Origin of the sequence: Acinetobacter sp. YH01020 (assembly GCF_013420275.1) — a bacterium.
Taxonomy (GTDB): Bacteria; Pseudomonadota; Gammaproteobacteria; order Pseudomonadales; family Moraxellaceae; genus Acinetobacter; species Acinetobacter amyesii.
Map to the genome: position 1 here is coordinate 1 of NZ_VOYN01000073.1, position 11,394 is coordinate 11,394.

Sequence of the window (11,394 nt, forward strand, 5' to 3'; positions counted from 1 at the left end):
ATGTACTTATATTAACAATCAAAACTCAAGGAAAATAGTCCTTAGTTAAATCAAACGACACTTCATGTCGTGTCGCTTATATCTCTGACCTGAAGGACAGAGTTTTACGCTCCATTTGATAAAATCGCGCAAGGCGACGCATTTATTTTCATTAGCCCTGAATACAACCACGGCTACAGCCCTGCACTCAAAAATGCGTTGGATTACCTCGGTAAAGAATGGGGCGGAAAACCTGCGGCATACGTTAGCTATGGTGGCACCAATGGTTCACGTTCGATTGATCAAATTCGCCAAGTGGCAACCCAATTGGGCTTAATCGACAGTAATGCTGTGGTTGAAATTCGTGACATTTTCACGCGTAATCAAGCAGATAAATTCGAACCGAATGAATTTGACAACAAAGCGGTTAAAGCGATTTTCAAAAAATTACTGCAATATGTGAGTGCTTAATTCTTGCCGTTCGCGTGATAGATGCCGCCTTTTGTAAGTTCAGGATTACATTATTTTCGGCAGATAGCAGCTATACGCCATGCATCATCCACGATAAAGTTAAAGCATACAGAGACAGGACGTCACTGAACATAAAACAACAATGATAAGACTAAGCAGGAAGCTTACGGTAGGACAGGAGTTATACCGCTAGAATGAATCTGAAAAAGCCTCGACAGGATGTCGGGGCTTTTTTCATTTCAAATGCTACATAAGAATAGCTCTAACATGAGCCACAACCAAACTCAGGGCAATGACTCATTAGATCTCACCCAATCGGATGCGATTACTTTTTAGAACTTTCAACAATTAAACGCGTCACCAAGTACAAACGCGGCACGATAGAATCCGTCAAAATATATTCTGCTTTATCTGAATGTAATCCATCTCCAGACATACCGATTCCTTCAATGATCGCGGCTTTCGAAGTAACTCCAGCAAAAGCGGCATCAGTACCACCACCCCAAGCGGTCGTTTCAACTTTCATCGGCAGCTTTAATTCGTTTGTGTAAATCTGCTGGGCTGTCGCGGCTAATTTTTTGGCTTGTGGACTGGCTTCTAAAGGTGGTCGACGGACTTCAAATTTGACCTCGACCTGACTTTCCGCCAATTTTTTGGTTTTGACTTTTTGCTTCAAAGTTTTTTCCAACTCAGCAAAATCTTGTGGTTTTAAGGAACGAGCATCTGCCTGCGCTGTCGCATGGTCAGGAATCACATTTCGGGTTTTTCCAGCCGTCGCAACGGTCCAATTCAGCTTTAAACCCGTTTTCGGATTGGATAGATTTTCCAATTGTTGAATCTGAAAAGCCAGTTCTGTCAAAACATTGACCCCTGCTTCAGGTTTTACCCCCGCATGCGAACCCCGCCCTTTAATATCTAAATAAGCCGCACCAATCCCACTGGTGGCTAACATCAAGCTTCCCTCTAAACCACCGGTTTCAAAGGAGAGGACAACGTCCTGATTTTGAGCGGTATCCATGATCAATTGGCGCGAGCCGGGTGAACTGATTTCTTCATCTGAATTAATTAACACCGTAATGGTGCCGTAATCTTGGTACTTCAGCTGTTTCAGCATATCCAAGACATGAATCACTGCTGCAACACCTTGCTTGTCGTCCAAAATACCCAAACCATAGGCTTTATTACCGTCTATGCGAAACGGTTGACCTTGTAATTGGCCCTTTTGATACACCGTATCATTATGTGCCAACAACATAATGTTCGTTTTACCTTTGCCTTTCAGTACCGCTTTTACAATCGGCCCTGTCTGATCTGGCGCACCATCGAGTTTCATGATGTCTTTGGGCTGAATCAGGTTCACCTCAGCCCCTGTGGCTTTTAATTGCTCTGCGACCACCTTGGCAATTTGATTCAATCCCTCAATATCTTTACTGCCAGATTCAATATTGACCAAGGTTTTCAAGGTTTCTAAATAACTTTGCTTTTGACTTTCCGCAATTTTCTTAATCTCTTGTGGAGATGCTGCCCAACTTGCTGAAGCACTAAGCGCAATGACGCAGCCTAATGCGAGCTGAAGTTTTGATGTCGTCCGTTGTTGTGTAAGTGTTCTTTGCATCGATCTTATTCCCTGTATATTTTTCATTATGAATTTTTAATGTCTGATAAATTAGTTCACCATTCAACCAATTAATCGCAAAAATATGTAACACCACAGGCAAAGTGTTTGGTCACATCAAAACCAGCTTCCTGTTGTTTTAAAAGCGGTTTAGATCGATTTGGAAACATAGATCTAGCAGTCGAGAGCCTAGCTGCTATGCAATGCCTTGAAGGAACGGTCAGAATTAAAATTTAAGTGTTGTACGTTTTGGCTTACATTAGATGCGGATAATAGACACTATTCACGTTATTAGATTACTTTTATATTAAGGTCATACAGCGACAGGATGTCACTGAACATAAAATAACAATGATAAGACAATGAGCAGGAAGTTTAACGGTAGGACAGGAGTTATACCGCTAGAATGAATCCGAAAAAGCCCCGACAGGATGTCGGGGCTTTTTTCGTTTAGGCGATGTGAAAGCAACATTCCATGTATTTGCACAGACTAAACATCGACCTGAAAACCTAAATCGACATCACAAGCGGCTTGACCACCTCGTATCCCCCAATTTTCTAGAGGGCTTTCACGTAAGGTAATGATGATATGGTCGGCCGGAATGCCAAATTCCACCAAATTTTGCACCAGCATTTGATATAACTTACGCTTGGTTGCCACGGTTCGTCCCGCAAAACAATCGATGGTGATATGTGTAAAGCGCTCAGGCTGCGTCAAATTATCAAGCACCTGAAACCGATGTAGCGCATGCACTTGCAAACGTATATTGCGGTCATATCGAGGCAGTTGAAAACTCTGTTGTAAGGCGTCAAAGACAGCATTTATCAACTGTTGTTCTTGTTCTATGCTGTATTGCATCCGTATATCGATTTGTGTTGCAGGCATGCGCGAAACTCATTGTTGTTATTTAGATCACTACACTAGCAGGATTTAGCGACGTTCTGCTGTAGGCATTTACCTACAGCGCTTGCAGTATTTACGCCTATGGCCTCAACAGCAACGCGCCTATAGTAAGAACATACAGAGACAGGATGTCTTGCAATAAAAATAAATAATGCACATGCAGCAGGAACGCTGATCGGTATGACAGGAGTCATATCTTTAGAATGAATCTAAAAAGCCCTCGATAGGATGCATATTCTTGCCCAATTGGACACTTGATAGTATATCGTACTGGACACAGATTCTTCTTTTAATTGGACACTCTTATTTTCAGACACTCTTTGCATCTAAAACGAAAAAAGTAAAATGATTCCTATGAAAAAAGCGGTTATTGCACTGAGTTGCTTAAGTATACTTTTGATGGCCTGTTCCTCGCTTCTTAATCCAAGTATTCAGAATTCACTAAAAGAAGTGAGAACATCAAAATTCCTAAAAAATGAAGATAAAACAAAAAACATTGGTGGGATTGATGCAAATAGTAATGGTGTGCGTGATGATATTGAGGGATACATAAAGCTCAAATATGGGAATAACCCTGAATTTGTTAGCGTATATATGCAGTATGCACAAGAATTACGAAGAAAGCTGACTTTGGCTAGTGATGATCGTGAGGTCTATCGTAGAGCGTCACACGAAGTTAGTAGAAAAATGGTTTGTGCTGCGGAAATTGACTATAAAGTTGAGCCTGAAAAAATGTATCGGGACACAATGATCATTTATGCCCTGTCGGTGAATACCAAGCAACGTAAGGCTGAAAGTAATCGTATTAGCTCGTTGGTGAGTGGCATGGTATTCACATTACCAATTGAGGAACACTGCAAAATTAATGAATACGTTTATTAAAGTGTCCAACTTAAAAAAGAATGGGTATCCAAATACTTATTGATTTTGCAATAGGATGTCGAGGGCTTTTTTCATGTCGTCATTCATTCAGAGATCGCACTCTATTCGTCGAAAAATCGCAATTTATCAACAATACTTACATCGCAACAGTAAAACTGTACTTATAATCGGCAGAGAATTTAGACAGAATAACGGCTGCGAGTTCAGCAGCTCGAACTGTCAGCGCTTAGGGATTAGGCGACAACAATAAAAATTGAATTAAAAAATTAGAGAATGACCTATGCAATTGCAACAGCAACAACTGAATAGTTTTACCCGCATTTTTCATGCCGCTCCAGAACACAATAGCCCACAAGATCTTGCACAATATATTGGCGCGCATCGACAAGAGCTTTTACAACAAATCCATGAAAATGGCATCTTACTGTTTCGTGGTTTTAACATCGAGCAACCCGAACAATTTAACCAACTGATTGAACAATATTTTCAGTTTACCCCATGGAATGCTTTTAACCCCAATATGCCCAACTGGGTTGCATCTTGGATGCGAAAATACAGCGAGAACTTGCTCGGTGCTGGCGACTACCGTCGTTATATAGACCGCAACACAGTGCAATTGGGTCCAGTCGAAAACTCGGTACAAGGCCCGCATGTTGAAGGCGGAGTACGCTCAGAACGCTCGCGTTATATCGCCTTATTTTGTCAGGAACCTTCGACGTATTTGGCAGAAACAGGATTTAATAACTTAGAGCAGATTTGGGAGAATTTTCCGAAACATCTACAGGAAAAATATCTTGGTGCATGGAACCATTTTTCTTATGTTTCGGCGTGCGAGGTGGGGCTATTTGACCGATTATTGCTGAAAAAGAGCCCGTTTAGTCTAGAGATTCGACAAGATAAAAAAGCCAAACTGACCTTGCAGCGTTCGCCACTGGTGATTCATCACCCCGATACGAAAAAGCATGTGATTCAGCCGTGGGCTTTTGCTAATAATACCAATCCATTTGCCCATCAGGCGGCCAAAAATTGCTTTGAAAATCGCGGGGAGATTGAAATCGATTCGACGGCGGACGGCATGCAACTGACTTGGGAAATTTACACACCAGAAGGTCAACAAATTGAATGGAGCGATGCTGAAAAGCAGCAATTTTTTGATGCGATGTATAAAGATGCACTGCTTTTGCAGTGGCAAAAAGGTGATGTTTCGATCGTCGATAATATTAAAATTGCGCATTGGCGGATGAATGGAGAACAGGGAAATCGTAAGTTGATTCAAATTCAAGCCAATGCATTTAATGCCGATGAGCACTATGCAGCTTAGGTGACGGATTTGAAATTCGTGCAGGCCTGTATGTGAGAAGCCCCGGAGGGGCTTTTTTTTATTTTTTGAATTTTTTGTTTATTTTTTAGTCGCTATTTTGGCTCAATTTTGAATAACCATGCTTTTTCACCATCCTCAATCCCCCAAATTGCGCCATCTTTGGCCTCAATCAAGCCACGGATCCGCTGTTTCATGTCGATACGCTGGATTTCTGTTGCCGGTTGATGTGCTGTGTCCACAATCACGATTGCTTGAGACGACAAACCACCAATCAGCGCTTTATTTTTCCACAAGGGGAACTTTTGCCCTTGGTAAAACATCAAACTCGACGGTGAAATCACCGGTGTCCAACTGATGGCAGGGGCTTCAAATTCAGGCCGTGTATGATGATCAGGAATCGGTTGATCATCATAATGATCGCCATTCGACACATGCGGATAGCCATAGTTTTTCGCTCGCTGCACGAGATTTAACTCATCACCGCCTTTCGGGCCCATTTCAGCCACCCAAAGCTGCTGTTTTGCATCAAATGCCATGCCTAAAGGGTTACGGTGCCCGAAGCTCCACACTTGCTTGGCAACTTCGCCTTGGGTCTGAAATGGATTATCCGCAGCAGGCGTTCCATCACTATTTAAGCGCAACACTTTACCCAAATTTGACTGCAGATCTTGTGCAGGATCAAACTTCTGACGTTCGCCCGAACTCACCCATAATTTTCCATCTGTTCCAAATTGCATACGGTGTGAATAATGGCCTTGACCTTCTACTTTTGGAATTTGCCTCCAAATGATTTTTCGCTGTTTTAAACTTGGCACAGCTTCATTGAGGTTTAATGTGGCTTTTTCGATGACAGCGCCAAAACCGCCCTGTCCCGCTTCTGCATAGCTCAAGTATATCTGATGATTTTTTTCAAACTGCGGATCAAGTGCAATATCACCTAATCCGCCTTGTCCGCCATAGGCAACTTTGGGAAGGTTTTTCACCTGTATTTTCTGCTGATTTTGCGGGTTAAAGATGATCAGTTGACCTTTTCTTTCAGTTAGCAATAAGCGTCCATCTGGGAGTTGTTGAAACGCCCAAGGTTCATTAAATTGAGCGATTTTTTGTATTTTAAAGCGTTGTTCTTGCTGGATTTGTGCCGATTTTTGAGCTTGGCTTGGTGTTTGATCTTGTGCTGTAGTTGTGGTGTTTTCCGCATGGCATGCGGCTGTCATCAAGATACCGACGATGAGGCTAGGCGTTCGAAAATATTGTATACATTGTTTCATTTATTGTTCCCTTCCCTTTTATAATCATTTGATTCTAATCAATTAATCAGATGATTTTTCTTTGGAAAGGTAACAGAATAATTTTGTACGTTTTGGCTTACATGGCATGCAGAAAATTGCTGCTATTCAATTTATTCAAACAGGCCTAATCTACAGTTATCAGGAAACAGGAAGTTTCCGAAACATAAAACAATAACAATAAGTTTCTGCATCAGGACGTGAGATATGACATGGAGTTGTATCTAAAATACGAAATACGAAGAAAACCCCAACAGGATGTTGGGGTTTTCTTTTTCTAGCTGATTTTTAAAAGTTCGCTCTAATCTAGAACTTTCGCATAACATCTCTGTCAAAACTTCTTACAGTTTCCTGCGAAATTATTACATACCCAAATCCGTCAGCTTGTTAGCGTGGTAGACAATCCTCATTGCAAGGAGTCAATCATGACTTTAAAAGCTTTAGTGATAACTTCAAATGTCGGTGTTGAACATGACGAGCTGATCCAACCATTAAATTATTTAAATGAAAAGGGAATTGAAGCCATTCATGCCGCTATTAAACATGCGGTTGTCCAAACAGTAAAAGCCGACAAAAAGGTCGAAGCTGAAGTTCAACCCAATGCCCAATTGAGCAACGTAAATGCTGAAGACTATGATGTGTTAGTAATTCCAGGCGGAACTGTCAATGCAGATCATCTACGGATCGATGAAGATGCACTGCGACTTATTCAAAACTTTGCTGACCATCAAAAACCTATTGCTGCAATTTGTCATGGTCCTTGGGCGCTCATTAATGCTGAACGAATTCGTGATAAAACTCTGACGTCTTATAAAAGTATTCGTTTGGATTTGGAAAATGCGGGTGCACATTGGGTCGATGAGCAGGTGCACCGCTGTAATACGGGTGGTTGGGTGCTCATTACTTCTCGTTGTCCAGATGACTTGCCTGCGTTTAATCAAGCGATTCAGCAGGAGCTTGAGCAACAGCAACAGCAACAGCAACAGCAACAGCAACAGCAACAGCAACAATAATACTAAAATGAAAATACCCGCATATTGCATGCGGGTATTTTATAATGTTGATTCATAAAATATTATGGCTTACAAATTTTTTAAGTAAGCTACCACATCATCATTGCCTGCCATTTCTGCAAGCTCTAATGCTGTGTATTGGGTCTTATGCTGTACATTTGCACCATTAGCTACCAAAAGCTTCACCACGTCTAAATAGCCGTTTTCTGCGGCTGCATGCAGTGCGCTATAGCCTTCTTCATCGGCAGTGTTTACGTCTGTGCCATTCGCTAAAGATTTTTCGACTTCTGCGAGTTCACCTAAAGATGCCCAGTACACCAGTTCAGGCAGATGCAGTTCTTCATCGTCTTCTGGAATTGGGGAGATGGAATTAAATTGCATAATAGTATTCCCTTCATTAATTAAATACTTAATGAACCTATTTTAAGTCAAAAAAATAGTGTCTTAATTGTACCAGCAAAAGTAATACAACCAACTAATGAGGCTATGAACCAATGTTCTTTAGCTAATTGGATGAATACTATTGGATGAATCCCATTTCTATCTAACCAATTTGCTTGAGTTTTAATTGATCCATCTAACACTCTTTCAAGTAAATTTGACATTACATCTACTTTCCTTAAAGTGGATTGATGTAACTTAATATATTCCTTTTCTTGAAATGCTAAAGCCTCTTCTTTACCAGTAAGCATATCTTTAGCTTTGATAGAATTCATACTGCAAATTGTATGTAGCCGCCCATGCTCACCATGAGAAGCGTATCTAACACTATAAATATTTATCAGAAGTTTGGCTAAATCCACCTTTCGATCATCTTCAATAATATAAGGTTTACCACCCAAGACTTTATAACGATGCTCAATCGCCTGAAAACCAAAATTAATATTTCTCATATTCCAATGAATATAATTATTTCCTCGATGATCAGCTAAATAATCAAAAAATTCCTTGAGCATTCCTTTTTCTAATTCATCGTACTTATCATCGATCATTTCAAATCCAATTTTCTTTTGTTCTGCCGTTTTATGGATTGAAAAAGAATGTGTTTGATTGGATCCTAAATTAGCAATTGCTACTGAAGTAATCCGAGGTGTTCTACCATCTTGAATATCGTAAAAAGACTCACAAGAGTAATGTATTAAATAATAGTTTTCTCGTTTCTGATCTATCTTCTTAATTATTTCTTTAGCATCTTTACGTCTTTTTAGTTTTACTAACTCTGAAATCATACAGTCCCCCTATGCAAGCCACATTATATATTATCGAAATCAAACATAAAAAAAGCCCCCTTTCGGAGGCTTTTCTTTTTAAAGAATCACAACTTAAGCTTTGGCTGTAGATGCCTCTTTAACATCAATTTTATCACTGTCATTTTCATGCATGATCAATGCAACCGCGATTGCAGTAATCAGTACAGGTAAACCTACTGCCATAAAGTTGAAATGCGCAGGTAAGTTCATACCGAGCAAACCACCAATCAGAATCGGCCCTACAATCGCGCCCATACGACCGATCGCAGAAGACCAACCAATACCTGTCGAACGTACAGCAAGTGGGTAATACTGCGCTACATAGCTGTAAAGCAGCATTTGCGAACCAATAGACGCAGCACCTGCCAAGAACACCAAGATGTATAGTAAGAACTGATTCGATTGGAAGCCCATCAAGCTCATCACAATCGCGCCGATCATACCCAAAACCATCAACACAGGTTTTAAGTGGAAACGGTCAGCCAAAATACCACCGCCAACAATACCCACAACTGCGCCCACGTTCATGACCATCATGAACATTAAGCTGTTATCCATAGAATAACCGGCTGCCATCATCAGTTTTGGTAACCAGCTGCTTAGCGCATACATGGTCAATAGGCACGTAAAGAACGCCACCCAAAACAGCAATGTATTTACGGCACGACCACGGCGGAACAAACTCACCACGTTAGCAGCTTCAGGCACGCTTTCCTGCGGTAAAGTGAACACTGTATTTTCGGTTACTTTCACTTCAGGTGCTAAGCGCTTCACGATACTGCGGGCTTTTTCCTGTTTGTTTTCTTTCACCATAAATGCCAAAGATTCTGGTAAAAATCTCCAAATCACTGGTAAAAGGAAAAGTGGAATACCTGCAATAAAGAACATGATTTGCCAACCAAAGTCAGGGGTGAACCATGAACCTAAAAGTGCCGCCATCACACCACCGACTGCATAACCACTAAACATCGTCGTTACTAGTGTGCTACGCATCTTCTGCGGCGCGTATTCCGACGTTAAAGCCACAAGGTTAGGCATTACACCGCCAATCCCTAAACCAGCCAAGAAACGCAAAATACCAAATTCTGTTGGATTCGACGCAAAACCACCAGCAAAGGTCAAACCACTAAATAAAACGATACAGATCATGATGACTTTTTTACGGCCAATCTTATCTGCTAAAGAACCAAAGAACATGGCACCAAACATCATGCCTGCGAGCGCAGTACTAGCAAGCATCCCCGCTTGCATTGCACTTAAGCCCCAGTCTTGCATCAATAATGGTAAAACCACGCCATTAATCGCTAAATCGTAGCCATCAAATAAAATAATCAATAAGCACCAAGCCACTACATTGAAGTGGAACGGGGTAAATTTAGCCTTATCGACTACAGAATTTATGTCTATTTTTTCCGTTGTCATCGTTCTCATCTCCCATGAGTACTTGTCCATAACATTCATTGAATTTTTAAGTAAAATTCAACAGCCACGGAATATACGGAACAGTGTTTTCTAGGGATATTAGACGTATGTTTAATAAATCTAGTCTCTTATAAGTACATGTTAATTGTGTTATTTTTCATGCTTTAGTTTAATTATTAAACATTATCAATATATGATTATTTAACTTCTTTTTTTAAATAATAATGTCCTTGTTTTTAGGTCTAATTCTTCTATTCTTTCATTCAACTTCAGAACGACACACCATCATTTATTTCTATCTTTAGTTTAGAAAAATTTTAAATGTCTAAAAAACAAACGAAAATATATCTTTAGAAAAGTTCGTTTGAACACTCTAGATCGTTTTAAATACCTTGATAGCGCTGAGATTAAGCAATCACCAGCTTACAGCGAAATCCACGAGACGCATAATATGACTGTGCGCCATTATGGTAGCTAAATACATGATCATAACGTCGGTCACAAAACAGTGCCCCACCCTTTTGCCGAATATCTGCTGGCGTCACGATCCAGCTCGAAGTATTTAAATCGAAATGAAAAACTTGCTGTATCGCTCGATAGTCCTCTTCTGTAAGCAGCTGAGCACCGATGTCTCGAACCATGTCTATTACGTTATTTTTGGGAGGATGATCCTTCCGATTCTCCAAGGCATCACGGTCATAACATAAGCGTCGTCTAGGCTTTGGCGACTCTAAGCTGCAATCATAAAATATCAGGTCATGAGATTGCCGATTCAGCCTCACAATATCTGGCTCACCCCCTGTTTTTTCCATTTCGATTACAGTTTTTAGTTTTGAGGGCTGTGCAATCAATTGTTTTTTAACATCATCCCAAAGTAATTCTGGATGACGCTGCATATTTGCCTCAAAGCGTTGCTGCAATATCTCTAAAATAGAGACTTCATTGAGATCTTGGAGCATTTGCACATCCTATTGTTTTTATACATTGGAGACTGAACTTCACTATAAAGAATATAGACTCACCTTGATGTAAATTTTTAGCGCTGTTTAGCCGTATTATTTTTAAATATCTATCATTTCCCAGTTTGTCTTTCTGCTTTTCTTATTATTTACCTTTCCCTCACGCATAAAAAAACACCCCCTGCACTAGTCAGGGGGTGTTTTCGAATAATGAGCTGGCGATGACTTACTCTCACATGGGTAACCCCACACTACCATCAGCGCTAAGAGGTTTCACTTCTGAGTTCGGGAA

At 40.6% G+C, this 11,394-nt stretch carries 11 protein-coding genes and 1 pseudogene; 4 read left to right on the forward strand and 8 right to left on the reverse strand.

The window, feature by feature from the left end; translation table 11 throughout:
• Positions 1–117: 117 nt before the first annotated feature.
• A pseudogene (locus tag FTT85_RS17040) lies at positions 118–450 on the forward strand (NADPH-dependent FMN reductase); the annotation flags it as partial.
• Positions 451–775: 325 nt separating this feature from the next.
• On the opposite strand, the gene FTT85_RS17045 reads toward FTT85_RS17040, so the two are convergent.
• The 3 genes from FTT85_RS17045 to FTT85_RS18595 form a co-directional block, all read right to left on the reverse strand.
• A complete protein-coding gene (locus FTT85_RS17045) occupies positions 776–2,065 on the reverse strand; it encodes a glutamate carboxypeptidase (protein ID WP_180166046.1) in 1,290 nt (429 codons plus the stop codon).
• 490 nt (positions 2,066–2,555) lie between these two features.
• Positions 2,556–2,951 carry a tautomerase family protein gene (locus FTT85_RS17050; protein ID WP_180184029.1) on the reverse strand — a complete coding sequence of 132 codons (396 nt, stop codon included), beginning with the start codon at positions 2,949–2,951 and terminating at the stop codon, positions 2,556–2,558.
• A gap of 35 nt (positions 2,952–2,986) precedes the next feature.
• Positions 2,987–3,163: a hypothetical protein gene (locus FTT85_RS18595; RefSeq protein ID WP_218955506.1), complete on the reverse strand. Its 177-nt coding sequence runs from the start codon at positions 3,161–3,163 to the stop codon at positions 2,987–2,989.
• A 160-nt stretch (positions 3,164–3,323) separates the two neighbouring features.
• On the opposite strand from FTT85_RS18595, the gene FTT85_RS17055 reads away from it, so the two are divergent.
• Positions 3,324–3,851: a hypothetical protein gene (locus tag FTT85_RS17055; protein WP_180118522.1), complete on the forward strand. Its 528-nt coding sequence runs from the start codon at positions 3,324–3,326 to the stop codon at positions 3,849–3,851.
• Positions 3,852–4,131: 280 nt separating this feature from the next.
• Positions 4,132–5,172 carry a TauD/TfdA family dioxygenase gene (locus tag FTT85_RS17060; protein WP_180184030.1) on the forward strand — a complete coding sequence of 347 codons (1,041 nt, stop codon included), beginning with the start codon at positions 4,132–4,134 and terminating at the stop codon, positions 5,170–5,172.
• A gap of 92 nt (positions 5,173–5,264) precedes the next feature.
• Here FTT85_RS17060 and FTT85_RS17065 read toward each other — a convergent pair whose 3' ends face one another.
• Positions 5,265–6,440: a PQQ-dependent sugar dehydrogenase gene (locus FTT85_RS17065; protein ID WP_373685323.1), complete on the reverse strand. Its 1,176-nt coding sequence runs from the start codon at positions 6,438–6,440 to the stop codon at positions 5,265–5,267.
• 443 nt (positions 6,441–6,883) lie between these two features.
• Between FTT85_RS17065 and FTT85_RS17070 the strand changes: the two genes are divergently transcribed.
• Positions 6,884–7,471, forward strand: a complete 588-nt coding sequence (locus tag FTT85_RS17070) for a type 1 glutamine amidotransferase domain-containing protein (protein WP_180184031.1) — start codon at positions 6,884–6,886, stop codon at positions 7,469–7,471.
• A 69-nt stretch (positions 7,472–7,540) separates the two neighbouring features.
• On the opposite strand, the gene FTT85_RS17075 is transcribed toward FTT85_RS17070, so the two are convergent.
• The 4 genes from FTT85_RS17075 to FTT85_RS17090 all read right to left on the reverse strand — a co-directional run bounded on the left by FTT85_RS17075 (position 7,541) and on the right by FTT85_RS17090 (position 11,102).
• Complete coding sequence (locus FTT85_RS17075) at positions 7,541–7,852, reverse strand: ankyrin repeat domain-containing protein (RefSeq protein WP_180166037.1); 312 nt, start codon at positions 7,850–7,852, stop codon at positions 7,541–7,543.
• 47 nt (positions 7,853–7,899) lie between these two features.
• Positions 7,900–8,700, reverse strand: a complete 801-nt coding sequence (locus FTT85_RS17080; protein ID WP_180166035.1) for a hypothetical protein — start codon at positions 8,698–8,700, stop codon at positions 7,900–7,902.
• Positions 8,701–8,793: 93 nt separating this feature from the next.
• Positions 8,794–10,143: an aromatic acid/H+ symport family MFS transporter gene (locus FTT85_RS17085; protein ID WP_180184032.1), complete on the reverse strand. Its 1,350-nt coding sequence runs from the start codon at positions 10,141–10,143 to the stop codon at positions 8,794–8,796.
• Between the two features lie 407 nt (positions 10,144–10,550).
• Complete coding sequence (locus tag FTT85_RS17090) at positions 10,551–11,102, reverse strand: DUF4256 domain-containing protein (protein ID WP_180184033.1); 552 nt, start codon at positions 11,100–11,102, stop codon at positions 10,551–10,553.
• Positions 11,103–11,394: the final 292 nt, after the last annotated feature.

What these genes read in the sequence shown, in the direction of transcription:
- FTT85_RS17045 (WP_180166046.1), bottom strand. Translation starts at nt 2,065, where the DNA reads ATGCAAAGAACACTTACACAACAACGGACGACATCAAAACTTCAGCTC.
- FTT85_RS17050 (WP_180184029.1), bottom strand. Translation starts at nt 2,951, where the DNA reads ATGCCTGCAACACAAATCGATATACGGATGCAATACAGCATAGAACAA.
- FTT85_RS18595 (WP_218955506.1), bottom strand. Translation starts at nt 3,163, where the DNA reads ATGACTCCTGTCATACCGATCAGCGTTCCTGCTGCATGTGCATTATTT.
- FTT85_RS17055 (WP_180118522.1), top strand. Translation starts at nt 3,324, where the DNA reads ATGAAAAAAGCGGTTATTGCACTGAGTTGCTTAAGTATACTTTTGATG.
- FTT85_RS17060 (WP_180184030.1), top strand. Translation starts at nt 4,132, where the DNA reads ATGCAATTGCAACAGCAACAACTGAATAGTTTTACCCGCATTTTTCAT.
- FTT85_RS17065 (WP_373685323.1), bottom strand. Translation starts at nt 6,440, where the DNA reads ATGAAACAATGTATACAATATTTTCGAACGCCTAGCCTCATCGTCGGT.
- FTT85_RS17070 (WP_180184031.1), top strand. Translation starts at nt 6,884, where the DNA reads ATGACTTTAAAAGCTTTAGTGATAACTTCAAATGTCGGTGTTGAACAT.
- FTT85_RS17075 (WP_180166037.1), bottom strand. Translation starts at nt 7,852, where the DNA reads ATGCAATTTAATTCCATCTCCCCAATTCCAGAAGACGATGAAGAACTG.
- FTT85_RS17080 (WP_180166035.1), bottom strand. Translation starts at nt 8,700, where the DNA reads ATGATTTCAGAGTTAGTAAAACTAAAAAGACGTAAAGATGCTAAAGAA.
- FTT85_RS17085 (WP_180184032.1), bottom strand. Translation starts at nt 10,143, where the DNA reads ATGACAACGGAAAAAATAGACATAAATTCTGTAGTCGATAAGGCTAAA.
- FTT85_RS17090 (WP_180184033.1), bottom strand. Translation starts at nt 11,102, where the DNA reads ATGCTCCAAGATCTCAATGAAGTCTCTATTTTAGAGATATTGCAGCAA.